This window comes from Streptomyces sp. NPDC052910 (assembly GCF_055585605.1).
Map to the genome: position 1 here is coordinate 65,151 of NZ_JBVJJR010000016.1, position 25,479 is coordinate 90,629.

Sequence of the window (25,479 nt, forward strand, 5' to 3'; positions counted from 1 at the left end):
CACAGCGGCCCACCACAGCAGAGGAACGGGGGAGCGAGCCGTGGCGGAAACCGAGTCCGGGCCGGTGAGCCCGCCCCACGACCTTCCCGCGGAGAAGGCCGTCTTGCGCGCCATGCTCCGGTCCCCCGAAGCCCTCGCCGACGTCGCGGAGCTCCTGGCCGAGGAAGACTTCTACCGTCCCGGGCACGCGCTGATCTACACCGCCGCCCTGGCCGTCTACGCCCGCGGCGAGACTGCGGACCCCACCAGCGTCGGCGCCGCACTCGCCAAACAGGAGCAGCTCGCCGACGCCGGAGGCTCCGTGTACCTCCACACCCTCGCCGCCGCCCCCGCCGCCCCGGGCACCTGGACCGAGGCCGCCGAACGCGTCCGAGCCACAGCCGTGCTGCGGCGCCTTCAGGTCGCCACCGCCCACATCGACAACCTCGTCGCCGAAGCCACCCCGGACAGCCTCGACCAGGTCATCGACACAGCCCACGCCGAGGTCTACGCGGCGACGCTACGCGACCGCACCCGCATCCCGCCCTCCTACCCGCTGGCCGACGTCCTGGAAGGAGCCCTGGACGAAGTCGAGGCCGCCAGCAGCCGCACCGACCCCACCGGGATCCCCACCGGCTTCCAAGACCTCGACGCCCTGACCGGGGGCCTCTACCCCGGCCAGCTCGTCGTCATCGCCGGCCGCCCCGCCATGGGCACCTCCACCCTCGTCCTGAACTTCCTGCGCTGCGCAGCCATCCAGCACGACCTCCCCACGGCCCTGTTCACGCTGGAATCCCGCCGGACCGACATCGCCCTGCGCCTGTTGAGCGCCGAGGCCCGCGTCGCCCTGCATCACCTGCGCTCCGGCCGCATGTCCGAAGACGCATGGCAGCGCCTGGCCAAACGCCTCCCCGACGTCGCCGGCGCACCCCTTCACCTGCAAGATCATCCCTACGGAACCTTCACCGAGCTGCGAGCCCACTGCCGCCGTCTCCACCGCCAGCACGGCCTTCGGCTCATCGCCATCGACGACCTGCATCTGCTCAACTACGGCCCCCGGCCTCTCGGCTCCCGCTACGAAGAGGTCTCCGAGATCGCCCGCGGCCTCAAACACCTCGCCAAGGAACTCGACATCCCCATCATCGCCGTCTCCCACCTCAACCGCGGGCCCGAACAACGCACCGACAAACGACCCCTCCTCAGCGACCTCCGCGACTCCGGAGCCCTGGAGGACAACGCCGACCTCGTCATCCTTCTCCACCGCGACGACGCGTACGAGAAGGACTCCCTTCGCGCCGGCGAAGCCGACCTCATCGTCGCCAAGCACCGCTACGGCCCCACAGCCATCCTCACTGTCGCCCACCAGGGGCATTACGGACGCTTCGTCGACGTGGCTCTGGGATAGCCCGGCTTCCCCCGAAGCTCGCCGGATCCTGCGGCCCCTCCGCGAGCTCCTGAGCCTCCTCGACGGCGAACCGCGCGGCATACATGTCCAAGGCCTCATCCTGGTCGTCGCCCCTGGGAGCCAGCACGAAATGACTTCAGAATGCCCGAGGTGAAGGTGTGCGGTGCTGACGGGCTCCGGCCGCCCGCGGCCGCCCGGTACCGTCTCGAATGGAAACTCCGAGCGGCCCGGCCCGAACCCCAGACGAGCGACAGGGAGCTGACGTGACAACGGTGCGGCCCAGCGAGCAGATGCGAGACCTCGGCGTCGTGCAGTACGGCGCCCCCGTCCTCGCCGAGGCCGCCCGGCCCTTCGACCTTCCCGCCGAGAAGGACACCGCCGAGCAGACCGTCGAGACGCTGTTCACGGCGATGGAGCGGATCGCGCGCGTGCACCCCTTCGCCAAGGGCATGGGCATCGCGGCCCCACAGCTTGGTATCGGCCGGGCAGCGGCCGTCGTCCAGCCCGCCGACCCCGCCAACGCGGCGATCGTCCTGCTCAACCCGCGCATCACCGCCCGCTCCCAGGAGATGGACGAGCAGTTCGAGGGCTGCTTGAGCTTCTTCGACGTCCGCGGCATGGTCCCCCGCCCCCTGACGATCACGGTGGTGACCACCGAGCTCGACGGCACCGAGGTGACCACGGCGTACGAGCGCGGCCTCGCCCGGCTCGTCGCCCACGAAATCGATCACCTCGACGGCCTGCTGTACACGGCCCGTATGCGGGCCGGTGTCGAGCCGATCCCCGTGGAGGAGTACCGGCAGACCGGCAGCGCGTGGGCGTACGACCAGTAGCTCTTCAGCCCGGCCCCGCGTCGCCGCACCGGCCCGCCGCGACGGGCACCAACCACTGAACCTGGCCGGCGCACTGGCGGCGCTGGTCGTCGAACGCCTGGGACCTCCCGACGGCCGGCGCGACCCTGCGCGAGCACTGGGCAGCGGTCTCCCCCGAACTGGCCGACACGTCGCGAGGCCACGGCGACGCCGCGCTGCACCGGACGGGGTCGGGAGCACCCTGCCCATCCTCCGGGACGGCCGGCGACGGCACCCTGCCGGCGTGACGATGGCCCGGCTCGGGTAGTGCCTTCGCAGCGCGCACCGGTAGTGGCAGGATGGCGAGATCCACAAGGGGCTGGGGGGCTCGTGCGGGATCGGCGGCGTATTCAGACCGCGGTGTTGGGCAGTGCCGGTTCCGAGGAGCCGTTGATCCTGCCCATGGAGGCGATCGAGGTGGACGCCTTCCGGCGCCGCCACGAACATGACACATTTTGGTGCGGGCAACTGCTGGGCGGTTGCGGAGGCCGGCTCACCACGAAGCTCTACACCGACCGCGTCTGCCACTTCGCCCATCACCCCGACCCCTCAGGCCTGCCCCACCTGTGCGGGCGGCAGGCCAGGGGTGTCTCCAGCGCCGACCACCTGTACATGAAGTCCGCCGCCGCCTCCTGGCTGGAGGAACGGGGCCTGCGGGCCTCCTTCCACTACGCCCGGCCCGGCGGCGTCCCGGTCGGCTCGGTCGTCGACATCGTCCTCGAGCACGGCGGCGGCGCACTGCGCGTGCACCTGGACACCGCCGTGGCGCCGGCGTGGGACGACGAGAACACCGAACCGGTGCTGGGACTGTCGGTGCCGGTGGACGACGAGACGCTGGTGCGCCGGTGGTACGTCCACCGGGTCCGCTTCGACAGCGTCGGCACCGCACGCCGAGTCCGCATAGGCACCGAGGCGTTCGCCCGGGAGACCGAGTGGTTCGCCCTCGCCGACTGCGTGATGACGGCCGAAGGACTGCGGACCCCGGCCGTCGAGCGGATCATCCACTCACGCCGCACCCCCGCACCCCGCGCCCTCGGCCACACAACCGGCATCGGCGCCCTCTCCGGCACGGCGGAGCGGCCAACGAGCGAGGAGCTCGTCCACCAGCTCGCCGACGCCCGGCGGACAGAGTCCATGGACACCGTGCAATCGCTGTGTCGCCGCCTGGAACGATCCGGCCTCCCCGAGTGCGACCAGGCCGCGGCCGCCGCCCTGGAAGAGTCCCGCGCGTGGCTGTCACAACGCCTGGAACGCCTCGCTCAACAGCGGCGCTCCCTGTTCGGCGAGCTGCGGCAGGCGATTGCCGACCGCAGGACGCGCGACGTGCCCGTACTGTTGGCCCGTGCCGACGCCACGGCCGGGCAGGACCGCAGCCGGGAAGAGGACGCCATCGCCAGCGCGGCGGCGGCCTTCCTGGACGACCTCAAGCGGTCCGCCCGCTGGGAGCACCGGGACTCGGCGCCGCCGGTGCGCGGACCGAAGTTCTCCCGGATCCCCAGCCGCTACGCCCCGCAGCAATCGGGCTCTCAAAGGCCCCGCTCGATGGGCAAACAGTCGGCGGCACACCGCCGGGTGCTGGATCTCCTCGAGGACTTACGGCAACTGGCCAACGGCATGCCGGGTCACGAGGTGGTCCGGCTGGTCGCCGCCCTCTCCAGAGCAGCAGCCGCAGCCGGCCCCCTCGTGACACGGCAGCAGCGCCAGGAAATCGCCGGCTGGATGGAACGCGCACGGCCCCTGCAACCCCCCGCCAAAGCGCCGGCGAAGAAGACCGAGTCCGCGGCGGCCGAAGGCACGGGCCGCGCCGAGAAGACGCCCTCCAAGGCCACGCTCCCGGCGCCCGACCTGGCCTCAGTCGGAAAGCAGCCCGTTTCGCACCTCGCCGCCGTCACCGAAGGGCCCCGGGAGCGGAAGAAAGGCAGGCCCGAAACCCGTGGTGGCCTGGAGCCGCAGAAGATCGCGGAGGTTGCCGCAGCCGTGCGGGGTGCGCTGAAGAAAGCCGCCCGGGAGCGGGCGACCACCTCCTGGTCCCAGCTTCGTCGTCAGCTCGGTTCCGCGCTGCCCTCTTTGCAGCCGGATGACCAGGTCGAGGTGCTCGTGGAGGTGGACCAGCGCACGCCGCCAAACGAGCCTTTGCTGTCCTCGCTGATCGCGGTGAACGAGACCGGCTCGCGCTCGCGGCAGGTCTACCAGCGGCTGGCCTGCCGGCTGGACCGGGACCCTTCCCCCAGCCCGGAGGCCGCGCGGTCGTGGTGGCAGACAGAGGTGCTGCAGCTCCATCAGCTCTGGCGCCATCGCTGACCGCCTCGACCACTCCCTTTCCTCATTTGATCTTGAGCTTGGTGAGGGCTGTGGTCCAGTCGGTGGCGATGGCCTGCTGAGCGTCGCGGAGCTGTACCTGGCCGGAGCAGATCGCGGTGTGCAGCCGCGTCTGGGCTGGGGCATGCGAGGGTGCCAGGGGCACGCGGAGGGTTGTGCTCCCGGCGGACGGACGGTCGGGAGATGCGGGCTTTCGCCGACGAGCCGGTTGCCGACGCCGGGCCGCCCAGCACCGTAGGCGACAGCCGCTGCCTGGCCCTCGCCCGCGCCCGCGTCGAGCGGGCAGCGCCGCGGCAATGGTCCCTACGGAGAGCCGGCAACAGGGTCTCCGTTCTGACTGCGGTCTGGCCAAGTCGCGGACGAGAATGAGCAGATGGTGGTCTGTTGAATACGCGGCTGGCCGCCTTCGGTATTCCGGTGCCCGCTCTGGGGAGCGGTGGGAAGGAGCTGGGGGAGTGGTGACGCAGGAGGGCTGGGGTCCCTGGCAGAAGCGTGTGAGCTCGGGGGAGTTGGTACGGCTGTGCCGGGCTTGGTACCGGCGAGTGGAGTGTCCGTCCTGTGGCGTGGCCGCTGGCCGTTCCTGCCGGTCTCCGTCGGGGTATCCCGCCGATCACCATCGGGCCCGACGAGACGCCGTAGGGCAGCCGCCGTACGAGCAGTGGCGCAAGGAGGGCCTCATCCCCGAGATCAAAATGCCCCTCACGCTCCCTCCGGTCCTCAAAGACGCCCGCGCGGCCGTCGCTGAGCTTGGCGTCGAGCAGTCCCTCGCCGACGCCGCCGTACTCGTCCGGCACTTCCTCGCCAACTGGCTCGCCCTGACCGTCGGCGACGAGAAGGCGCTGGACCTCTTCGACGAGAAAGCACGCACTCTGGCCCTGGCCCGCGGTCCCGAAGGCGCCGCTGACGTGATCACCGTCCTGGTATCCCAGGTCGTCGCGTTCCTTCCGCTGCTCGCGGGAACGGCAGACCCTGAGGTGGTGTATACCGAGTGGCTCCGCTCGCAGCTCGCCCAAGCGCGCCACCGACAGAGGGAGGAGCGGCGCATGCGCTCCGAGCAGGATCACACAAGCGATGAGTCGAGTTGACGGGCCGTTCGCCGGACGTACTGCAGGTCAAGGTGGCCAAGAGCAGGCCGGAGACGACGTCCGGGCTCGGCGCTGCGCTGGGTGCGGGTGAGCGCGTTGGCCTGCTGTCAGCCGGGCCGCCCGAGTTCAACCATTCGGTGATCAAGGAGTTACGTTCCGTCGTGATTCCTGAGTTCCCGGCTGGACGCCTCGGGGCGCTGGTGCGGCATGAGAGGTGAGAGCTGTCCGCTCTCTGGGGTGGCGGGGGAGGTCGCCCTGTACCGTGCGCGAAGAACAGGAACACCGCTTTGTCCAAAGGCACAGCGCCCGAGCGCCGTGTGGGGGAGACCTCGGCCCGGTGCGGGCCGCGTCCGGCTGGTGACACGTGCAGCGCTTCCCGGGTCCGGCCATGACCGTCCGGCCGGCCGTGACCGACACGGCCGCCCGCGCCCGCCTGCTGGTCTACGAGTCCTTCGTCCGCCGCAAACAGCCCGGATACGTGAAATGGGGCTATTCGCGGCTCTTCTCCTGGGAAGACGCCCGGGAAGCAGCGAACAGCGCCCTGTACCGGATCTACGTGCGGTGGGACGCGGTACTGCGCAGCGACAGCCCGGACGCCTACGGCTTCAAGATCCTCCGGGACGCCGTCGTTGACGTGCTGCGCGCACGCGACCGCGCCCCGGCCCTGCCGCTGGCCGCCTTCGAAGAGACCGTCCACCCGATCGCCGGCGTCCCGCCGGGAGAGGTCGACCAGGTCCCGCTCCGCCTCGACGTCCACCGGGCCATCAGCGAGCTGCCCGACCGTCAGCGCACCTGCGTCTTCCTCCACTACATCCTGGGCTGCCCCGCAGAGGAGATCGCCGACATCACCGGCCTGGCCTCCTCCACCGTCCGCTCCCACCTCCACGCCGGCCGCGCCGCCCTGGCCACCCTCCTCGGCGTCCCCGACGACGACCCGCCCCTGCCCGAGAAAGGTGTCGCCCCGTGATCGACGCCATCCTGCGCGGCGTGCAACTGCGCGCCCCCGCCCCTCCGCCTCTGCCCCGCGAGGACTGGCGCCGGCTGCGCGCCCGCGCCGAACAGGCCGAGCACAAGCGCGCGGCCGTGGCCCGTACCGAGAACGGGTGGCTGGACCCCTTCTCCCCGGAGGTCTCCCGCCTGGCCGAAGACGAGGTGCGCGACGCCCCCGCCACGCTCGCCCTGCGGCGCCGGCTCCGGCGCGACGCCCGGATGCTGTGCCGATACGTCCTGTCCTCCCCGGACACCCACCTCCGCGCCGGCCAGGTCGTCCTGGCCGTCCGCGCCACCGACCCCGTCGGCGCCCGCGGCTTGGGCTGCCTGCTCTACCTCACCCACGGCAGCGGCGAAGGAGCACGCTTTTGGTGGCGCTACGCCGCCGGCATCGGCGACAGCACCGCCGCCTACCTCCTCGTCCTCGACGCCCTGCTGCGCGGCCAGGTGGAAGAGGCCCGGCACTGCTACACCGAGCTGGACGCCGCCGGCTTCCTGTGCGACGAGGACCTCGAACCCGCTCCCGCCCGGCCGCCCACCCCCAGGCGCCCCGCACCCGGCGTCCCCGAGGGCTACCTCCACGACCCCTCCGACACACAGCCGGCACCCCACACCGCAGACGGAACAGCCGGCGACGGCCACAGCGACACGGCCACCGCCCGGCGCGAGCCGGCCCGCCACAGCGCCATGATCAGTTAGCACAAAAACGGCAGAGCCCGACTCCTCCGCCTGACGACCCGATAGCCTGACGCCGCAGCTCCCGGTATCCAAGTGGTCACTTCGTGGGTCTCCCGCGGGGATTCACGAACGCTGGGTCCCGGAGAGGAGAACCGATGGGCAACCGTCCAGAGGGTCACCGCGACGCAGGGGACCGGTTATACCGCTGGGCCCGCTGGCTCAGCCCGCTCCGCGCGGCCTATCTCACCGTGCGGGGGTGGCTGATGCCGGACGCATAAGGGCCCCGGCCAACCGGCCGAGGCCCCGCGGTACTGCGCTGAGGGCCTCATCCCCGAACGCTTGGCAGGCCGAGGGGGTGGGGCTCTCTCGTTCTCCACTGGCCCGGCACGCGCGCCATCAGCTTCACCGTAGCGCACTGAGTCGGGTTGCTGGACCTCAACTCAGTCAGGGGAAACCCAGCGGAACAAGGCGAGCAAGTCAGACGGCAACGTCACCAAGGGACCGACGACACGCCCGCCAACTCCTCATCGGCCCTCTGCAGCACGTTCAGGTTGTCGCGGGACAGCAGGTTGAGGGCCGCCTCCGTGCGCCGACGGCCCGGCCGGGCGCGCCGCTACCGTGATCGAGCACCTTCTGGGAGGGACCGTGGAAACGGCCGCCCGCGGTGACCGCCCGGGCGTCACGCACCGGGCAGCGTCCGTTCGCCGTCGCCGGGTTCCCTGACCGGGTGTCACCCGTTCTGGTCGGTATTAACACTTTCGAATTGCCCGGGGTGACGATCGTGGTGCCGGCCGGAGGGGTCGGCTTGCCGATCGTGGAGGTGAGCCATGTGTGCGGACCCGTACGGGCGCCGGGGCGCAGTGGTCCGGTCCTGGCAGCCGACTGGCGGGACGTCAAGTTCGGTGCCGCCGCCGCACCGTCGGGTCGCCGGCCCCGGAGTGCCTGCGCGCGCTCGGGGGAGTTGTCGATCGGGCGGGGCCAGACCGGACGGCGTGGGGGCGGCCCTACAATGGGCCATGGAGGATCTTCGGATTTTCCCCGGACCGCCCCGGCTCCTCCGGCGGACGCGGGCCATGAGGCCCGCCGGAACCATGTACGTCACCACCGCGGTTGATGACGGGTCCGCAGCACCGTTGGGTGTGCGGGCGGATCGTTCGCCGTTGCAGGAGGAGCCCCGCACCGTGATCCCGCCCGCTGGCCGTCCCGGCCTGTCCGCCTGGTCCGATGAGTCGTTCCAGGAGAAGGACTCCGCCGGCTTTTACATCATCGCCGCTGCCATTATTGAGCCGCCCGTACGGGATGCCGCCCGGGAAGCCATGCTCGCCCAGCGTGGGCGCCGTGCGACGGCCAAGGCGCACTGGACCGAGATGGACCACCGGGAGAAGAAACAGGCCGCGCGGGCCGTTGCCGAACTGGACGGTGTTCACGTGGTCGCGGTGGGGTCGCCGGTTCCCTTCCGCAAGCAGGAGCGGGCCCGCAGCAAGTGCCTGACGCACCTGGTCACCCAACTGCACACGTTCGGTGTCGAGTGCCTGTTCATGGAGGCCCGCGAGCCCCAGCTCAACCAGCGCGACATCCGTACCGTGCAGAGCGCCCGTTTCGCGCTGCCGAAGGGGACCGCCTTCCGGATCGAACACGTTCACGGAGGCGCGGAGCCGCTGCTGTGGGTCGCCGACGTGGTGGCCGGTGCCTGCCGGGCCCACCAGTTGGGGCGCGGAGAGTACTGGGCGGAGCTCGCCGACGTGGTTGCGGATTTCGAGGTCGACACCGACTGCTGAGGCGGCCCAGAAATGCGCCGAGCCAGGCTCCCGGTCTGCCCCAGGTCACCTGGCTCCACTTCCGGTGGTCCACGACCACCGGCTTCGCCATCACTCTACAGCCCAGGCCATAGAGAAGCGACCTGCCCGCTTCCCCCCGCCGTGGGCACGTCCCGGCGGGACGCTAGGCGTGGCCGCCCCCCTACGGTCCGGTCGATGACCACAGGGATCTTGACGTACGGCCCGGCGCACGGGCGTGTCCTCACTACCGCGCGGGCCGATGGTGAGGTCTTCCGCGAGGCCGGGTGGAGTTACCGTCTGACCGACGACAAGGACGAGAAGGAAGGCGGATCGCGCGGGCGGTCATGGGCTGAGAGCGATCACGCCGACGACTCCCAGGCGGCGTTCTACCGGCGGTAGAATCGCTGTATGAGCAAGCCGACGAGCATCAAGACCAGCGAGGCGGTGCGCGACCGGCTGCGCACCCTTGCCGAGGAGCGCGGCACCACCATCACCGAGTTGTTGGAAGAGCTCGCCACCCGGGAGCTCACGGACGCCGAACGGGAGCAGCGCGCCCGCCAGGCAGCCCGTGAGCTCGGCGTCGAGTACACCGAGCAGGTCGAGCAGGCCGGCCACGACGCCTGGGCGAAGATCCGCGCCCACCAGGGCGGCGCCGCCGCATGACCCTGACGGCCGTCCTGGACCACACCGCCCTGACCGCCCTGTACCGGGCGGACCCGTTCTTCACCGGCCTGTACATCGAAGCCTCGCGCGGCACCGGCCAGCTCCTCATCCCCTCCCTGACCGTCCTCGCCGCGGAACGCCAGACCCCCGGCGCGGGCAAGCACGCCGCCTCGCTGCGGTTCGCGGAGAAAGTGCCGTTCAGCACCGCGCACGCCCTGGACGCGATGGGCTGGCCAGGCGTGGACTGGCCGGCGGCCCACGCCGCGGCGATCGCCTGGCAGGCGGTCAAAGCGGGTGAGCCCCTGACGGTCCTGTCACTCCAGCCCGAGCTGTACGCGGGTACCGGCATCACCCCGTTGAACCCCACCTGATCGGGGCAGGGATCCTGACCGCCGCCTTGACCAGGGGTGGTCAAGGGGTCAGCGGTCGTCGGGCCGCCAGTCGGCGACGCGGCGGGACCGGTGGCTGCCGCGTCCTGGCTGGCTTCCAGGGCGGGCCCGATCGCCACCATCCACCGCCTGCCGCCCACGGGGAGTCAGCAGACGATGTAGAAGCTCTGCCACCCAAAGGGGGTGCTCTGCTCGGCGTCCCGATTCGAGCGGAGCACCGTGTGCACAGGGTCACGGCCGTCGGCCGCGTTGTGCATGCGACCGTCCTGCCCACGTGGGATCCACTTGTAGGAGCCGTGGAAGGGGATCGCGTGGAATCCACAGCCGTTGATGTCGACTGATCGACCCGAAAAACTCGTTCCCTCGTAGGCGACGAACGACGACGTGCTGGCCGCCGTGACCGGGACCTGCGTGAGGCCGCTGATTGCCGCTGCCGCCACCAACGCCACGGCGGTACGCCGGGCAAACTCCGTCTTGTTCACAGCGCAGTCCCTTTCCGCGTCGGCGCCCCTGGGCACCAGGGGTGCAACCAGCAGACCAGACCCTGTTCCACCCCGGTGATGTCATGTACGCAATTCACCCAGATGAGGAGGCCCCGAAGGGTCGAGGGCAAGAATCCGGCCCGGAGAACCCCAACTTCCCGACCCGCGCGGCTAGGACGGCGTGTTCAGATGCGCCCGGCGGGCGGTGACCAGGGTGCGCCAGCGGTCGCGGGTGGCCTGCTCGCCGTCAAGCCACCGTGCCCGGGAGCCGGGCGTGGGAAGCGGGCGGTCGGCCATGAAGGCGGCGATGTCGGTGTAGTAGGCGTAATCGCCGTCGCGGCCGAGGTCGCCGAGCCGGGAAAGGACGGCATCCAGCTCCTCGTGGGCGTCCAGGACGGCGTGGTGGAAGGCGAGGGCGAGCTCAAGGGTGGCCTGGACGGTGGGGAGCCCGGCGACGTCGATCTCGGTGCGCAGGATGTGGGCGCGGTCTTCGACGCCGGTGGTGCCGGCGTCGCGGAGGAGGGCGGCGATCTCGATGGTGAGGGCGGTGGCGCGTAGGTCGAGGCCGTCCAGGAGCCGGCGTGCGAGGGTGATCTCGTCGTCGGCCTGTTGGGGGTCGGCGAAGGCGGCGACGAAGGCGCGCTGGGCCTGGGCGATGGCGCGCTCGCCGGCGAGGGAGTGCTCCTCGGCCTGGGCGCGGGCGGCTTCGTAGGCGGCGGCCGCGCGGTGGAGGTCGCCCTGGGGCCACCAGATGTCGCCGAGGACGCGGTGCTGCCGTCCCTCCTGGCCGAGGGTGTGGGCGGCTTCGAGAGCGGTGGCGAAGTCTCCGCTCATGCGGGCGAGGTGGGCCAGGCCGCGGCGGGCGTCGGGGGCGAGGCGGCCGCCGCCGTCGGCGACGCGCTGCATCCCGTCGCGGGAGGCGGCCGACCGTCCGAGGTCGCGGTCGGCCTTGGCCCGGTAGTACAGGGCCATCTCGGTCAGGTCGGCGGGCAGCAGGCCGGCGTTGAGGACGGCGGAGAGACGTTCGGCGGTGCGCTGGCGGTGTTCGCGCTGGCGCCGGGCGAGCGCGCTGAGCAGCTCGACGAGGGCGTCGGCCGCCGTCTCCATTCCTGTGCCGGCCGGCTCGTCGGCGGCGGGTGGGGCGACGGGCTCCCAGACGAAGTCGGCGGTGTACGCCCAGGCGGCCTCGGCGAGCCAGCCCAGTTCGAGGCGGTGATCGCGGGCGAGGCGCAGGCCCTGGCGCAGGCACGCGACGAGCAGGGCGCGGTCGGGCAGGGAGTGGGTGGTCCACTGTTCGCCGAGCGCGGTGAAGGCGCGCTCGGCGGCCTGGGTCCAGTCGCCGGGGGTCCAGCGGTCGTCGGTCTGGTCGTCCGCGCTGCGGATGGCGGAGCGGACGACCCCGTGCAGGTGATACGGCCACAGCCCGAAGACGTCCTCGCGGATGAAGGGCCGCTCGAGCAGGCGGCGCACCGGGGCTTGGTGGGGCAGGCCGGCGGCGCGGACGGCCAGGGTCTCGTCGAAGGCGTCGAGCAGGGAGACCGCGCGGGCGGCGTGCCGCTCTTCGGGGCTGAGGTCGCTGAGCGTGCGGGCGACGAGCGCGGGGAAGGGGTGGTTGAAGTCCTCCGGGCGCGGGGTGCGGCCGGTGCGGCGGATCTCCAGGAAGCGCATGACGGACAAATCGAGGTGGAGCGGCAGGCCGTGGGAGCACTGGGTGATCACGGACCGGATGTCCTGGCTGATCAGCGGCTGGCCGTCGCGGGTCAGGCGGCGGGCGAGGTAGGTGTCGCAGTCCTCGGGGGAGAAGTCGCCGACCAGGATCTGCCGGCGGCCGCCGCCGGCCGAGGCCGTCCGTTGGGCGGTGTCCTGCTCGTCGGCCAGGCCGGGCCAGCAGGCCGGCCCGGCGTAGTCGAGCTGGCCTTCGAGGGCGGCATCCGCCCACCGGAGGCGGTTGCGGCCGGTGATGACGAAGAAGCAGTTGGGCATGAGCCACACCAGCCGCTGCACGAGGCGTTCGAAGTCGTGGCGGGGGTCGGCGATGTCCTCGAAGGTGTCGAGCAGGATGACCGGTACCACCTGCTTCTTCTTCGGCAAATGGGAGAGCTCCCAGGCCAGCAGGTGCGGGTAGAAGGAGAGGGTGTCGATGTCGGGGTCGGCTTCGAGGAGGTCGGCCAGGCGGTGGCAGCCGGCCAGGGCCTTCACGGTCTGCCGCCGCTCGCGCAGGGCGCGGGCCAAGGTGGTGGCGATCTGGCCGACGGCCGAGCCGACCGCGCCGGGCATCGCCAGGGCGCCGGCGGCCTCGGCGAGCGCGGACTGCGTCTGCTGCGGCAGGCCCTTGGCGAAGCGCGCGAGCAGCCCGCGGCGCAGGTACTCCTCCAGCGGCTCGCCGGGGTGCGTGGCCTCCCAGTAGCGGCGCAGCGGGATGTCGAAGGCCGGCAGCGGGCGGCCGAGCCCGGCCAGGGCCAGGCGGATGGTCAGCACGATCCGTTCGAAGTCGATCCCGGTCGAGCGGGCGAGGTCGATCCGGACAGGCAGCAGCCGCTGGTGCGGCAGAGCGAGCTCGCCCCACTGGGCGGGGCGCTCCTCGCTGCTGAGCAGCGAGGTCTCCAGCACGCGGGAGAAGGTCGACTTCCCGACGCCGCCGACACCGTGCAGGTTCACCACGTTCTCGCGCGGCGCCTCGAGGTCCTGGACGTCGAAGCCCGGCGCGGCGATGCGCTCGAGGTGCTCGGCGAGCGCGGCCCCGACCGTCTGCCACTGCTGCTGGCGGTTGGTGAACGCCTCGGCCGCGGCCAGCGTGTGGTCGTTGGTGCGAAACAGCGAGCGAAGGTCCCGGCCTGCCATGAAATTCCCCCCAGGAATGATCACCTGGGCGTCAACCTACGCGCTTCCCCCGGCCGGCGGCAGGGCCCGGATCCGCACACGGCGCGGCAGGGCCGATTCTTAGCCACCCCGGGAGAGGACGGCGCCCGTCTTGCCGACCGATTTCCTCCAGGCCGACAATGATCCTTTGTTCCAGACCCGAGGCGGTTGCTGTGCACGACCCTGCCGACCCCGCAGGCCCTTCCTCCGGCGATGCCTTCCAGGCCATCACCCAGGTGATCACCTGGTACACCCGGCAGATCCTGGCCGAGCAGCGCTCACCGGCCCCCAACCAGGAGCGTCTTGAGCAGTTGAAGGAGCAGCAGCGGGCCTGCGTGGAGGACCGCAAGCGGCTCGCCGGAGCCGGTCCGGGGGAGACCGCCCGGATCGTGGCGGTCTACGAGGCGCGCCTGAGAGAGCTGGACGGGGCGTAGGCCGCAGGGAGGCGGACCGGCAGAGATGCGGTCGGTGCCGGCGGCCGGGGCAGACGCCGTGGCTGGAGCTGCGGCGGCAGCAGGGGCCGGGCGAGTTCCTCGGTCTGCAGCAGCTCGTGACGGTACTGGGGCAGCGCCGTCCTCAGCCACCGCTGCACGGTCAGGAACGTGACGCCCTCGGTGAGGGTGTAGGGGCGCTGCTGTTCGAGGGCCAGGACGTGCGCGGCGCGGGGCCGTCGGTTCCAGCGGGCGTCGGCGCCGCGGTGATTGCGGTAGACGGCGGTCTCGTCCCGCCTCAGGATCACCACCGAGTCCGCCACCATGGTCTCTTCGGCGGCCCGGACGGCGTCCATGACCGCTGTGAGGCACTGGTCGTGCTGCGCGACGCTGGGGAAAGGAGCGGGACCGTTGCGGACTGCTCTGGCGTAGCGGGCGGCGCTGCCCTGGCGGCTGTCCGCGGGCCGCGCGGCGGGCACCACCAGCTCGATGCGGTACCCGGCCCGGCGGAACTCAGCGGCGCTGGCCAGGAACTCCCCGGCGCTGCCCGGGGTCATGCCGAGGATGAGGTTGCCGCGCCGTCGGCGCACGTACGCCTCGGCCTTGGCCTGCCACGCGCTGCAGTCCGCGCGCACCCGCATCTGGGCCGTGCGCGGTTCGTCCTGCGTCAGCTGCCAGTAGTCCGGGTGGAGGGCCGCGAAGTCCTCCGGCAGGAACCACGGCGGCCGGCCCGGCACGGCCCGGTGGACCAGGCGGACCGCCTCCATCATGGCGACGCCCGGCTGCCCCAGCACGTACACCACCACCGGACGCTCCTGCGGCGTGACGTCGGCGAGATAGGAGGGGGCGAAGAGCTCGTCGAAGATCCACGCGTGCTCGTGCGCCGAGAGCCGGTGGTAGTCGACCCCCGGCGGCCCGGCGGCGGGCTGGGCGGTGCGCCGCACGGGCTCGGCCCACGCGGCGGCACGCTCGGCATTGCGCTGCACCGCCAGCCCCCAGTCCGTCGGCAGCCGCTCGTCATGGGTGCGCCGGTCAGCCTGGGCGAGCGCCCGGCGGAAGGTGCCGGTCTCCGCCGCGGTCCACGGGCGGGCCCGCTCGTCGAGAACCGTCTCGCGCGCTGCCGGCCGCAGCCGCCACCCCCCGCTGTTGTCGAGCTCGTTGTCGTACAGCACCTCGGCGCCACGCCGGACGACGACCACCCGGTCGGCCAGGTGCTCGGCCTCGATGACGGCCAGGGTGCGCAGCATCCCCTCCGCGCACGCGTCGTGGTTCTCCCAGGAGACGAAGCGGGTGCTGCCGGTCTGGGCGTGGCGTACGTAGCGGTCGAGGACGCCGAGCTGGCTGACCGCCTCCGGGACGGCCAGGGCCACGACCTCGATCCGGTAGCCGGCCTGCCGGTAGGCGGCGAAGGCCGTACGGGTCTCGTCCGGGTCGGCCAGGGCCGTCTCCACCACGGCGTCGAAACGGTGCGTGCGGACGTGCGCTTCGACGGCGGCTTGCCACCGGCGGGTATCGGGGCGGATCTTCGCCCCGGCGGTCCGGACGTCCTCGGCCTGGAGGTCGCCGTAGTGGCGGTGGCCGGCCTTGTATAAGTCGCGGCCGATCTGGACGGCACCGCCCCGGCGGTCCAAGACCGCGTGCAGGAGGCCGGTCAGCGTGCTTTTGCCGCTGCCCGGCTGGCCGGCGACGAAGACGGCGACCGGCTGCGCTTGAGGAAGTGCGTTCGCTGTCCAGGTCGGCAGGATGAGCCGGTGCAGGACGGCGTGGTTCTCGTCGCCGGACAGAACGACCGGCACGACGTCCTTTTCGCTCACCGCATCTCCTGATCGCCCGAAGCCTGGTAGATCTTGGTCAACATAGCATGCGTACGCGATCCGTACGCACTTCGTACGCAATCAGTCCGCGATCCGTACGGTAAGCGCTATGCTGGGTGACAGGAGGTGTTGCATGTCCGAGTTGTTCGAGGCGGTCGACGCACTGCTCGCGTCCCGCGCCGCCCTTCCACCGCCGGAGGAGCGCAAGCGGCTACGGAAGGCCCACGGCCTGACGGTCGACGAGGTGGCCAGCGCACTGAAGGTGCGCCGGGCCACGGTCAGCGGCTGGGAGTCCGGCAAGACCGAGCCCCGTCCGCCGGAGCGCGACGCGTACGCGCGTCTCCTCGACGGGCTCGCGAAGCTCTACCCCGCCCCGGCCAACGCCGACGCATCCGAGAAGGGCACGGCCGCGGTGCCGGAGACCTTCGCCGGACCGACGCCCTCCGCGGTGGAAGCGCGGACCACAGGGCAGGTGTCCGAGGCTGCGGACATGACTGCGACCGAGACGACTCAGCCCCCTGCCCCCGTTGCCGCTGCTCCGGCGGCCGCGCCGCGGCCAGAGCGAAGCACCAGGCCGTCGTCGACCCCGCGCCGCCCGGGCGCGAAGAAGGCCGCTCCGGCCGGCACGCCGGCGGGCGACGCCGATCCGCGGTTCGAGAACGGGCCGCTGGCGGTCGTCGACGTCGAGGACGGGAAGGTGGTGGCGTACTGCACCGGCGGCCTGGTCCTGGACGTGCCCGCCAAGTCCCTGCCGGCGCTGGTGGACTGGACGCTGAAGGAGGCGAAGCTCGGACAGCCGAAGCTGTCCGGCCCGGGCAAGGACGCCGATCCGCTGCTCGTGCTCACCCGGGCCGCGCTGGAGCGTTACGGCCTGCCGGCCACCCTCACCGACGAGGAGCGGCTTGCCGGGCGCCTGCCGGAGGGCCACAAGGTCATCAAGCAGCTCGCGCGTGCGGAGTGGAAGCTCACCAAGAGGGGCTTCGGGCCGTGGGCGCGGATCTACCGTCCCGCGCAGGGTTCGGAGAGGGCCTGCGTGCAGCTGTGCATCCCGTCATGGACCGCGCTGGACACCCGGCACTGGGGTGAGGCCGGGCAGCTCCCGCCGGCCGAACTCGCCCGACTCCTGGGCGTGTACGCGACCCGGGTGATCACGCCGCGCGGCTCGACCGCCGTGACCGGCCTGGAGCTGATGACCGCCCTGCACCCGCCGACCCGCGCGTCCGAGCCCGACGCCGACGGCAAGCGGCATTCCGAGCACAACCCCGGCAGTCTGGGCAAGGACCCGGTCGACCCGGCGCCGTGTGAGGCCCCGGACGGGCACCCGGTCCTCAAGGACCTGCCCCGGTTCCACGTGCGCGGTCCGGCGGAGAAGCTGTTCGAGGAGGCGTACGACTGGGCACGGCCGATGACCGATGCCGAATGCACCCTGCGGCACCTGGTCGGCATCGACGTCAACCTCGCGTTCGCCGCCGGCGCCAACGGCCTGATCGTCGGCCTCGGCGCGCCCACCCACGTCAAGGCCCCGGTGTTCGACCCGAAGCTGCCGGGCTCCTGGCTGGTTGACCTGTCCCACGTCGATCTGTCCCGGGTGAAGGTCGGCAAGGACAAGTGGGTGGAGCTGGACGCCGGCCTGCTGCCCAGCCCGTTCACCCCGAAGGGCGACCGCCCCGAAGGGCCGGCCTGGTACGCGACGCCGACCGTCGCCTACGCCCAGGAGCTCGGGTACGACGTCACGCCGACCGAGGCGTACGTCCGCTACGACAACGGCCGCTACCTCGACGGCTGGTACAACCGCCTGCGCGACGCCTACCTCGCCACCATGGCCGACCTCGGCGTCGACGCCGACCTCGCGCCGGCCGACTTCCTCGCGGCGATGGACGGCTACAAGCAGCGCGACCCGGAGCTGGCGATCGTCGTCTCGGCGATCAAGGCGACGGTCAAGGGCGGCCTGGGGAAGCTGCGCGAGCGCCCGCGCGGGGAGGGCTGGCGGCCCGGCGAGCCGTGGCGCGCCCTGGCCCGGCCGACCTGGCGGCCGGACATCCGCGCGGCGGTCATCTCCCGCACCCGGATCAACCTGCACCGCAAGATCGTCAAGCACGCAGCGTTCACCGGCCAGTACCCGGTCGCGATCCTGTCCGACTGCGTCGTCTACGCGGCCGACGGACCCTCGCCGCTGGACTTCCTGCCATACCGGGAAGGCAAGCCGCTGCCGGGCGGCTTCAAGCTCGGCGTCAACCCCGGCCTGGTCAAGCACGAGGGCACCCAGAGCGTCCTGTGGGGCGAGGGCGTACGGGACCAATTCAAGGCCCCGGAGCTCAACCTCGCCCGGTACATCAAGGACGGCACCGTCACCGACCTCGACAACGGAGAGTAGGAGAAGGCGACGATGAGCCTGTTCGGGGACGGCCTGGACACCGCGGTACAGAAGGCGTTCACCCGCCCGGCGCCCAAAAGCGCGCCCGCCCAGATGCGGTACCTGGTCAAGCAGCTCAAGGGCACCAAGGCAGTCGCCCAGATGCTGCGCATCTCCCAGCGCACCGTCGAGCGGTACGTGAAAGACCAGATCAAGAAGCCCCGGCCGGACCTCGCCGAACGCCTCGAGCGCGAGGTGAAGGCCCGGTGGCAGCCACAGATCAGGGCCAGGGCCCGGCAGCAGGCGGCGACCACCGGCGGCATCGTCATCGACTTCCGGGCCCAGCTCGGCTACACCGCGCCGATCGGATCGACGGACCAGGACCGGGTCAGGGACCTGACCGTCGCGCTGCCGCCGCAGTACGCCGCCCGCCTCTTCGACGCCCAGCAGGCCGGCGCCGGCGACCAGGAGCTCAAGGAGATCGCCGCCGAGGCGCTCAAGGAGGTGTACTTCCAGGGCGGCGGCCGCCGCGCCGGCCAGTTGGAGGAGGTTCGCTTCACCAACATCGAGCGCTTGGAGTTCGGCCTGTAGCCCCCCGGCACAGCCCGCGAGCCCCGGACCACATCGGTCCGGGACTCGCTCGCCTATCCGCGGGGCGGGGATGCGCATGCACGCGATGCCGTGCTCAACGACACCGCCGGGCGCCGGTCACCCCGCGCCCGTGGCCGGACCAGGAGAAGGCCCGCCTTCTTGCCCGGCGAGGGCCGCGTCGACGAAGGCCCGCACGAGCGCGGCCGTCTCCGCCGCCGTCACGTCCTTCGCCCACCGGCTGGTATGCCACCCGCTGCACTCCAGCTCGAACCGGCGCACGCCGTCGGTGTGCTCCACCTCGCGGGCGTACGGCTCGCGCGAGCAGCGCCCGTGCCGCTCGGTCTGCTCCAGGTGCGCCCGGACGACAGCGGTGTGGAACCGGCGCGGCAAGGTCCGCTGGTCGCGGCAGCCGCGGCATTCCAGGAGATGCAGGGCCGCGCCTTCGAGGCGGAGGAAGAGACAGGGGAGGCCCGTTCCTTCGCGGGTGTTGCAACTGCCGCACAACGGGCCCCGGACGTAGCCGTGCTCGTGGCAGTGATCCCACGCCGCCGCCGGGCTCTCCTTGCACAGCCGACACAGGTAGTCGTCCGCCCGGGCGCCGCGCCGACGGTGAGCGTCGTACAGCACGCCCCGCAGGTGGCCGGTGTACAGCTGGCTGGACTCCCCGGCACACGGCGGGCACAGGGTGACGTACCCCGCGCGGGTGTTCCTCCTCCAGCCGCCCCAGTACGGCCCCTGGGCTCCGCAGCGGCACAGCCGGGCCCGGCCGACCAGCTCGTCCTCGCGCTGCTCCCAGCGGTCCAGGAGCTCGGTGTAGGCCCGCGGCAGAAGCCAGGTCTCACCACTCCAGGCCAGCATCTGGAGGGGCCGGGTGCCGGCGATGTTCTGCAGGTGCCGGGCCTGGCTGCTGAAGGCGACGAACTCCTCCCACGTCAGGCCCCTGGGCAGCCCGTTGTCACCGACGGCCTTCCAGTCGCCCCATTCCTCATATGGACGGTTCTCCTGGACCAGCTTGAAGCGGGCCCGCTCGACCATCCACGACATCAGCGTGCGTCGCCAGTCGGGCCGGTGCCATTCCTCCGGGTCGCGCTCGGGGATGTCGCGGTACGCGGGCAGCTGCACGTCGACGACGTCGTCCAGGTCCACGTGCAGGTCCGCTAGGGCCTGGCCGGCGGCGCGGACGTCCCGCTCGTCGTACATCCAGCGTGCCTTGTGCTTGTAGCAGCGCACGGCTATGTCGCCGAAGAAGACGTGGCCGTGCTGCCGCAAACGCGGCATGTGGAGGAGCTCGTCAGGGTCCAGCGGCACCGTGGCGTTCTGTGTCAGGTCCGCGAAGAGGGAGCGTGCGTACTCCCGGCTGATGGGCATGGCGAGATGATGACAGCCGCCACTGACAACGCCGCCTGAACTGCACGTCGTTGCAGGAAGCCGCCCGGGGGCCTCAAGTCGCCGTCCACGGGCCGCACGTGGCACGGCCTGGCGGGCACCGGCCGATGTCCACAGGTGCCCTATGGACGACTGGACACATGAGCGATCACGAGCAGCAGCAGCCGGCCCCGCGCCGCGGCAAGGTCCTGGAGGCCCTCGCACGGGCGGAGCGGAAGGTGTTCACCCGGCCCGCACCGAAATCCGCAAAGGCTCAGGTGAAATTCCTTCTCACGCGGGCGAAGGGGTCGACGCAGGCCCTGGCGGAGCGTCTGGGTGTCTCGCGCCGGACGGTGGAGCGCTACCGCGCCGGGACGCTGACGACCCCGCAGCAACGCCTTCAGGCCGCCCTGGTGGAGGAGACGGAATCCGAGTGGCAACCGCAGGTCAGAGCACAGGCGCGTCAACAGGCAGCCACCTCCAGCGGCATGATGGTGGACGTGACGGCCCACTTCGGATTCACCTGCACGGGTAGCTCGGACGACGGCCGCGAGCGCCAGATCACCACGGAGATCTCGCCCTACTACGCGAAGCAGATCCTCGAACTCCAGGAAGCCGGTGCGACGGAGGAGGACCTGCATCCGATCGTCGCGGAGGCCATCACGGAGTCGTATTTCACGGAGTGGGGCACCCGAGCCGCTGGCCTGCGCGCAGATTTCGCCGACGTCCTGAGAATAGAATTCCGGTTCTGACCCGGCCGAATTCACGACCTGCTAGAAAACGTATTCGGCGGGCCGTCGCACAGCGCTCTGACGGCGGCCCGCTCCCGAATTCACACCGCGAAGACGAGGCCGAAGATGACCAGCCCCTGGCCGCCCCGGCGCACCGCCCGCCGTCCGTTCGCCCCGCGCGTCGCCGCGCCCCGGGAGCCGGTCGACCCCGCCCGGATCGGTCGCCGCGTCGTACGGCGGCGGGCGAAGGGGATGGACGCGGCCGCCGTCGCGGCGGCCCTCGAGGACGCCCGCTTCGACGCGCGGCAGGACTCGCGGCACGAGGACCTGGCCGACGACGTCCGCGGCCCGGCGGAGCTGAGGGAGTGGGAGCGCATTGACCGGCTGCTCGCCGTCGCGGCGCCGGGCACCGTCTACGACCCGGACGCCGACGACGTCGTCCAGGCCGAGCTCGCCGCCGAAGCCGAGGCCGCGGCCGCGCGGGAGGCCGCCGTCCGCGAGGTGCAGCGGGTGGCCGCCCGCGCCGACGAGCTCCGGACGCTGCGCGAGCTGGGCACGCTGGAGCAGGCCGAGCCCCGCGAGGGCGACGAGGCCGCCCGGGACGAGCTCACCCGCCGCGCCAGCCCGTATGTCCAGGCCGACGTCGACGCCTGGCCCGCCCGCGCCCTGGCCGCGCACCGCGGGCACTACGCCGATCCGGCAGCCCGCGAGGCCGCCGCCGGTCTGCTGCCGCAGCCCGTCCTCGCCCACGCTGCGCTGCTGTCCGCGCTCGCCCGCCTCGCCCTGGCCGCCGCGCCCGGCGAGCTGGCGTTCACCGGCCGGCTCGCCACCGCCGACCCCGAGGCCACCGCCGACCTCGCCGCGTTCCTCACCCGCGCCACCGAGTCGGCCGACACCGACGGGGGCCCGGCATGACCCAAGCTCAGGAGCCCGAGGTCGTCGCGGTCTGGCACGAGTCCAGCGCCGTCGGCCGGCACTACGAGGAACTCCTCGTCGACGGCACCGTCCACGCCTGGACCGAGCCCCCGATCGGCGAGACGTACCACCCCGGCGAAGACGACCCCGACTACAACCCGATCTGCGACTGCCCGTGGGCCGATCCGCGTGACGCCTCTCCCGGCACGATGCCGGTTTGTGCCGTCGGCCGCCGGACCCAGCAGGGCGCCCAAACCTGGGTCTCTGGGTCCTGGGCCCGCTGTTTTCCCTGGTCAACGGCGACCGCGTCGGTACCTGGGTCCTGGGTCCTTGGGTCCCCGCTCGCGGGTTTCTCCGGGCGCTGATGGACGTGGCCCGGCAGGCCGCCGCGCAGGACGACCTCGGCGTGGCGGCGACATCCCTCGCGTACTGCGAGACCTTCGCCCAGCGCCTGTGACCTCGCCCGGCACACGGCCTTGCACCCATTGCCCGGGAAGCCTGCAACAGCCACTGCAACACCGGGTGCAACAGCGTCCGTGTTGCGGGCCTGACCTGCGGCAACACCCCGCACAACGGGATTCAGGCGCGCATTGCACCCCCGCCTTGCGGCTCCGTCCGAACCCGCGTCCGAGACCTGCATGCCCCTGTCCGTCGCCGGATTGGTGACCGGCCACCGCACCGCCACATGATCCTTCCCGGCGCTGTGCGGCCGCCTGCGGCGCCAGGACGGCCTTCCGGCACCCAGCGACGATCAAGGGCCTGCGAGGCGCTCACAGGGGCATACAGCGCCTCGCGAGCCCCGTACAGCGCCGCCGACCCGGAAGGGCCGGGCACCAGCGGCCCGAGCTCCGCGCCTTCTCGCCGCCGGTCTCCTCACCGTTCCCGGCTCCGAGCTCTGCTCTCAGGGGGAAGGAGATACAACCCGCACGTAGGTACTACAAGTACCTACCTACATTGGGGTGCAAGACAGCCTCCGCGACCGGCCCTGCCTGGGCCCCGGCGGCGGTCCGGTGCACCGCGGCCGTGCTGTCCCCTGCTGCTCCCGGACGTGAGGGGTGCAAGGCGCTGCTGCCGCTCGTGCTGCTGCCCGGCCGGGGTGCAGCACGCCCCTTCTCAGGGGTGCGGCGCAGCATTCGCACGACCCGGGCGGCACACGGCTGCTGCTCGTGCAGCAAGGCCGGCCTCACCGGTGCAGCGCGCGGCCGCTGCCCGGGGCCGGCTACCGGCTCGCGGCGGCTGCCACCGTCGTGCTACTCGGCTGGGTGCTGCTGCGCGCGCAGGCCCGCAGCGCGCAGTCGAAGTACGCCTCGACGTCCGCGTCGCCAGCCCACCGCGTGATCTCGTACGCCGCCTTCGTTGCCTCGAAGGCGGCCAGAACGAGGAGGCCCATGTCCTTGTGGGCCTCGGTCGCCACGTCCAGGTACATGGGGAAGCCGAAGTTGTGGGTGCGGTCCTTCTCCGCGGCCGCCACCTTGTGGTGGGCCGTGCGGGCCCCCTCGAACCATCTCGTCGCGGCATCCGTGCCGAGCGCGTTGGCGACGATCGTGAAGAACGGGGCCACCTGCTCCGCGCTCGCGGGCCAGCTGTCGGTGGGCAGGCCGAGGTGGTTACCCAGCTCCTGGGTGAAGTGGAGGCCGAAGTCGTGGGTCACACCCGAAGACGTACCGCCTCGCCGGGGGCGGGCGGGAGCGGCGCGCGGTCAAGCCTCCTGGTAACGCCCCGTGCGGGCCTCCTGCCTGCAGCCCTCGGCACAGCGCGCCCCGCGGTTACGGCGCTGCGCTTGTTCTGGAGAACCAGAACAAGACGGTTCCCCTGGTGATACCGACCTCTCGCCAGACGCCCCCGGCCTGCGCTTTCCGTGGAGGGAGGCCCGACGGTGCTTGTTTTGGAGTTCCAGAACAGGACGGTATCTCTGGTGCTACCGACATGCGTACGGCCGGGCAACGGGTGTACGTCCTGCGGGCACTCGAACGGCGCCGCACCCAGAGGTGCGGCGCCGTGGCGTCAGGAAGGCCGTGGCTGCTCAGGCGCTTTGCGCGAGGTTGGCGACCTGGGCGGCGAAGCGGGTCCGGCGCTGCTCGGTGAAGTCCTCTGCAGGCGTCGTGTTGATCTCGGGGACCGCCATCGCGGTGCCAGCGACCCGGCCGCCGGTGAGGACGGGGTGGAGCTGGTAGCAGCCGCGGCGCAGCAGCCACGCGAGGCCGGCCTCCCTCAGCTCCTTGAAGCCGCGGTTCACCGCGGGCTTCCCGGCGCCGAGCTCGGCGGCCATCTCGGCTTGACTGATGCCGACAGCACCGCTGTCCGGGTCCTGGAAGGCCAGGAGCACATCGAGCACACGCCGGGCGGTCAGGGAGATGTCCACGAGGGCGAGCATCCGCAGAGCGTCGCGGGTAAGCGTGATGGGCTCGTTGGACGGTAGGCCAGGTACGTAAGTGGTGCTCACGAGGGCCTCCTGGTCGATGTCTTCTGGCTCTGAGGATATGCCCGCGCGCGTCACGCGCTCGCCTTCCGGGCGGGCAGCCGGCGGCGGGAGAGCGCCACGACCTTCTCGCTGCGGCGGGCGGCCTCGGCCGCCTTCTTCGCCTTGGTCCGCTCCGCGCGCCACTCGGCGGGGTAGTCCGGGGCGGGGATGATGCAGGCCGGGCCCTTGGCGGCGTTCCACTCCTTCTGCCACTGCTCCTGCTCGGCGGAGGTGCCGGCTACCGTGAGCCACGGGTTGAGCTGGAGCACGCCGGGCTTCGCGGTCCGCATCCAGCCGATGTGGTGGAAGAACTGAGACGGCTCGCTCACCGAGGCCGCGGACAGGCTGCACCGCTTCTGAAGGTCGCGCTGGTTGATCCGGACGTACCCGCGCGGCGCCTTGGTCCGGTCCACGCCGTGGTAGGCCGGGTCCTGGGCGGCCACGAGCTTGCACCACACCTGAAACCAGCTGCCCGGCATCTTGAGGCTGCCCAGGACGTCCATCAGCAGCCGGGCGTCCAGGACGTAGCCCTTCACCTCCGCGCTGACCGCGAACTCGCGGCCCTGGATCTTCTCGACACTGACGACCATGCCGCCCTTGCCGTCGGACCGCGCGACAACGCGCTGGCCGGGCCGAACGACCGGCAGCTGCTCCATCAAAGCCTCCAGGAAGATCATCGTGCGTCCGGCCACGAACGGTATCACTAGGGGAACCGTCTTGTTTCAGAGGAGTAGAACACGCCCTGGTTCCAGCGGGCCGCTGCGCCGCTCCGACACTCCCGGCGCGTGTTCTAGATCTCCAGAACAAACCGGCCCCCCTTTGTTCTGGAGATCTAGAACACGCCGTTTGACGTTTGTGCAGGTCAGCGCGTTTTGGAACCGCGAGCGCTCTTAGGTGTCTGTAAGACACGCTCCGTGCCTGCATAGCGGGTGCCGGCCTCGGCTTCCCTTCGCTGGCAACAGGGGGAAGCCAGGCGTGTCGAGCCTCCATCGCGCCCGTCCCGGGGCTGGGGCGGGGTGGCTGAGGCGGCTTCGCGTGCGGCTCCACAGTTCGGGTACGGACCATAGGCGGCATCAGCGGCTCTGAGTCTCGGGTGGTACCGGCCGTGACGATCAAAAGCAAGGAAGCGTGGCTGGTGCCGGTGGACGGTTTCGCCGCCCGGCCCGGGGGGCCGTTCGGCTTCGGCACCTCCGCACGCCGGAATTTCGACTTTCCGATTTCCGGGGTACTGTTCTGTGGCAGAGGTCGAGCGTTCCCAATTCGTGATTCCTTGCCTAAGTGGGGGCGAATACTCATGCTGATGCAGCCTCAAAAACTGTGGCCGAAACCGGGTGGTTGGG

The 25,479-nt window shown here is 71.7% G+C and carries 26 protein-coding genes and 1 pseudogene; 19 read left to right on the plus strand and 8 right to left on the minus strand.

Annotation, left to right across the window (positions count from 1 at the left end; all coding sequences use genetic code 11):
- Window positions 1-40 precede the first annotated feature (40 nt).
- The 3 genes from dnaB to ACZ6X9_RS32890 all read left to right on the plus strand — a co-directional run bounded on the left by dnaB (window position 41) and on the right by ACZ6X9_RS32890 (window position 4,536).
- Window positions 41-1,384, plus strand: coding sequence for a replicative DNA helicase (gene dnaB, locus ACZ6X9_RS32880; RefSeq protein ID WP_469781702.1), 1,344 nt, complete (start codon window positions 41-43; stop codon window positions 1,382-1,384).
- A 263-nt stretch (window positions 1,385-1,647) separates the two neighbouring features.
- Entirely contained in the window at window positions 1,648-2,217 is a 570-nt protein-coding gene (locus tag ACZ6X9_RS32885) for a peptide deformylase (protein WP_469781703.1), read from the plus strand.
- A gap of 378 nt (window positions 2,218-2,595) precedes the next feature.
- Window positions 2,596-4,536: a hypothetical protein gene (locus ACZ6X9_RS32890; RefSeq protein ID WP_469781704.1), complete on the plus strand. Its 1,941-nt coding sequence runs from the start codon at window positions 2,596-2,598 to the stop codon at window positions 4,534-4,536.
- Between the two features lie 22 nt (window positions 4,537-4,558).
- Here ACZ6X9_RS32890 and ACZ6X9_RS32895 read toward each other — a convergent pair whose 3' ends face one another.
- Complete coding sequence (locus ACZ6X9_RS32895) at window positions 4,559-4,699, minus strand: hypothetical protein (protein WP_469781705.1); 141 nt, start codon at window positions 4,697-4,699, stop codon at window positions 4,559-4,561.
- A 220-nt stretch (window positions 4,700-4,919) separates the two neighbouring features.
- Between ACZ6X9_RS32895 and ACZ6X9_RS32900 the strand changes: the two are divergent.
- The 9 genes and pseudogenes from ACZ6X9_RS32900 to ACZ6X9_RS32940 all read left to right on the plus strand — a co-directional run.
- Window positions 4,920-5,207, plus strand: a pseudogene (locus ACZ6X9_RS32900) (zinc finger domain-containing protein); the annotation flags it as partial.
- Between the two features lie 39 nt (window positions 5,208-5,246).
- Window positions 5,247-5,639, plus strand: a complete 393-nt coding sequence (locus ACZ6X9_RS32905) for a hypothetical protein (protein ID WP_469781729.1) — start codon at window positions 5,247-5,249, stop codon at window positions 5,637-5,639.
- Window positions 5,636-5,857 (plus strand): hypothetical protein, encoded by a 222-nt coding sequence (locus ACZ6X9_RS32910; RefSeq protein WP_469781706.1) that lies wholly within the window; start codon window positions 5,636-5,638, stop codon window positions 5,855-5,857. The genes ACZ6X9_RS32905 and ACZ6X9_RS32910 overlap by 4 nt, the downstream gene beginning before the upstream one ends.
- A gap of 170 nt (window positions 5,858-6,027) precedes the next feature.
- Entirely contained in the window at window positions 6,028-6,606 is a 579-nt protein-coding gene (locus ACZ6X9_RS32915; protein WP_469781707.1) for an RNA polymerase sigma factor, read from the plus strand.
- Window positions 6,603-7,328 carry a hypothetical protein gene (locus ACZ6X9_RS32920; protein ID WP_469781708.1) on the plus strand — a complete coding sequence of 242 codons (726 nt, stop codon included), beginning with the start codon at window positions 6,603-6,605 and terminating at the stop codon, window positions 7,326-7,328. The genes ACZ6X9_RS32915 and ACZ6X9_RS32920 overlap by 4 nt, the downstream gene beginning before the upstream one ends.
- A gap of 1,160 nt (window positions 7,329-8,488) precedes the next feature.
- On the plus strand, window positions 8,489-9,085 hold the full coding sequence (locus tag ACZ6X9_RS32925) for a hypothetical protein (RefSeq protein WP_469781709.1): 597 nt from the start codon (window positions 8,489-8,491) through the stop codon (window positions 9,083-9,085).
- A 195-nt stretch (window positions 9,086-9,280) separates the two neighbouring features.
- The gene (locus tag ACZ6X9_RS32930; protein WP_469781710.1) at window positions 9,281-9,484 is read left to right on the plus strand and encodes a hypothetical protein; all 204 of its coding nucleotides are present in this window, start codon (window positions 9,281-9,283) and stop codon (window positions 9,482-9,484) included.
- A gap of 9 nt (window positions 9,485-9,493) precedes the next feature.
- Window positions 9,494-9,748: a hypothetical protein gene (locus tag ACZ6X9_RS32935; protein WP_469781711.1), complete on the plus strand. Its 255-nt coding sequence runs from the start codon at window positions 9,494-9,496 to the stop codon at window positions 9,746-9,748.
- A complete protein-coding gene (locus ACZ6X9_RS32940; RefSeq protein WP_469781712.1) occupies window positions 9,745-10,119 on the plus strand; it encodes a PIN domain-containing protein in 375 nt (124 codons plus the stop codon). The genes ACZ6X9_RS32935 and ACZ6X9_RS32940 overlap by 4 nt, the downstream gene beginning before the upstream one ends.
- 164 nt (window positions 10,120-10,283) lie before the next feature.
- Here the strand turns inward: ACZ6X9_RS32940 and ACZ6X9_RS32945 are convergent, their stop codons facing one another.
- Window positions 10,284-10,619 (minus strand): MiAMP1 family antimicrobial peptide, encoded by a 336-nt coding sequence (locus ACZ6X9_RS32945; protein ID WP_469781713.1) that lies wholly within the window; start codon window positions 10,617-10,619, stop codon window positions 10,284-10,286.
- Window positions 10,620-10,790: 171 nt separating this feature from the next.
- Complete coding sequence (locus ACZ6X9_RS32950; RefSeq protein ID WP_469781714.1) at window positions 10,791-13,460, minus strand: ATP/GTP-binding protein; 2,670 nt, start codon at window positions 13,458-13,460, stop codon at window positions 10,791-10,793.
- Window positions 13,461-13,651: 191 nt separating this feature from the next.
- On the opposite strand from ACZ6X9_RS32950, the gene ACZ6X9_RS32955 reads away from it, so the two are divergent.
- Window positions 13,652-13,912 carry a hypothetical protein gene (locus ACZ6X9_RS32955; protein WP_469781715.1) on the plus strand — a complete coding sequence of 87 codons (261 nt, stop codon included), beginning with the start codon at window positions 13,652-13,654 and terminating at the stop codon, window positions 13,910-13,912.
- Here the strand turns inward: ACZ6X9_RS32955 and ACZ6X9_RS32960 are convergent.
- Complete coding sequence (locus tag ACZ6X9_RS32960) at window positions 13,876-15,723, minus strand: zeta toxin family protein (RefSeq protein ID WP_469781716.1); 1,848 nt, start codon at window positions 15,721-15,723, stop codon at window positions 13,876-13,878. The two genes, ACZ6X9_RS32955 and ACZ6X9_RS32960, sit on opposite strands and share 37 nt — an antisense overlap.
- A 133-nt stretch (window positions 15,724-15,856) precedes the next feature.
- On the opposite strand from ACZ6X9_RS32960, the gene tap reads away from it, so the two are divergent.
- Together tap and tpg (ACZ6X9_RS32970) are read left to right on the plus strand one after the other, a co-directional pair.
- Window positions 15,857-18,097 carry a telomere-associated protein Tap gene (gene tap, locus ACZ6X9_RS32965; RefSeq protein ID WP_469781717.1) on the plus strand — a complete coding sequence of 747 codons (2,241 nt, stop codon included), beginning with the start codon at window positions 15,857-15,859 and terminating at the stop codon, window positions 18,095-18,097.
- Between the two features lie 12 nt (window positions 18,098-18,109).
- Window positions 18,110-18,667: a telomere-protecting terminal protein Tpg gene (tpg, locus tag ACZ6X9_RS32970; RefSeq protein WP_469781718.1), complete on the plus strand. Its 558-nt coding sequence runs from the start codon at window positions 18,110-18,112 to the stop codon at window positions 18,665-18,667.
- A gap of 117 nt (window positions 18,668-18,784) precedes the next feature.
- Here tpg (ACZ6X9_RS32970) and ACZ6X9_RS32975 read toward each other — a convergent pair whose 3' ends face one another.
- Window positions 18,785-20,035 (minus strand): endonuclease domain-containing protein, encoded by a 1,251-nt coding sequence (locus ACZ6X9_RS32975; RefSeq protein ID WP_469781719.1) that lies wholly within the window; start codon window positions 20,033-20,035, stop codon window positions 18,785-18,787.
- 158 nt (window positions 20,036-20,193) lie between these two features.
- Here ACZ6X9_RS32975 and tpg (ACZ6X9_RS32980) point away from each other — a divergent pair, with 158 nt between their 5' ends.
- The 3 genes from tpg (ACZ6X9_RS32980) (at window position 20,194) to ACZ6X9_RS32990 (ending at window position 22,043) form a co-directional block, all read left to right on the plus strand.
- On the plus strand, window positions 20,194-20,784 hold the full coding sequence (gene tpg / locus ACZ6X9_RS32980; RefSeq protein ID WP_469781720.1) for a telomere-protecting terminal protein Tpg: 591 nt from the start codon (window positions 20,194-20,196) through the stop codon (window positions 20,782-20,784).
- A gap of 105 nt (window positions 20,785-20,889) precedes the next feature.
- A complete protein-coding gene (locus ACZ6X9_RS32985) occupies window positions 20,890-21,678 on the plus strand; it encodes a hypothetical protein (RefSeq protein WP_469781721.1) in 789 nt (262 codons plus the stop codon).
- Complete coding sequence (locus tag ACZ6X9_RS32990) at window positions 21,675-22,043, plus strand: hypothetical protein (RefSeq protein WP_469781722.1); 369 nt, start codon at window positions 21,675-21,677, stop codon at window positions 22,041-22,043. The genes ACZ6X9_RS32985 and ACZ6X9_RS32990 overlap by 4 nt, the downstream gene beginning before the upstream one ends.
- A gap of 854 nt (window positions 22,044-22,897) precedes the next feature.
- Here ACZ6X9_RS32990 and ACZ6X9_RS32995 read toward each other — a convergent pair.
- The 3 genes from ACZ6X9_RS32995 to ACZ6X9_RS33005 form a co-directional block, all read right to left on the minus strand.
- On the minus strand, window positions 22,898-23,329 hold the full coding sequence (locus ACZ6X9_RS32995; RefSeq protein ID WP_469781723.1) for a hypothetical protein: 432 nt from the start codon (window positions 23,327-23,329) through the stop codon (window positions 22,898-22,900).
- Between the two features lie 372 nt (window positions 23,330-23,701).
- Window positions 23,702-24,121, minus strand: coding sequence for a helix-turn-helix domain-containing protein (locus ACZ6X9_RS33000; RefSeq protein ID WP_469781724.1), 420 nt, complete (start codon window positions 24,119-24,121; stop codon window positions 23,702-23,704).
- A gap of 50 nt (window positions 24,122-24,171) precedes the next feature.
- A complete protein-coding gene (locus ACZ6X9_RS33005; protein ID WP_469781725.1) occupies window positions 24,172-24,795 on the minus strand; it encodes a hypothetical protein in 624 nt (207 codons plus the stop codon).
- Window positions 24,796-25,244: 449 nt separating this feature from the next.
- On the opposite strand from ACZ6X9_RS33005, the gene ACZ6X9_RS33010 reads away from it, so the two are divergent.
- Window positions 25,245-25,479 (plus strand): hypothetical protein (locus tag ACZ6X9_RS33010; RefSeq protein WP_469781726.1); only part of this gene is annotated, 235 nt, incomplete at its 3' end.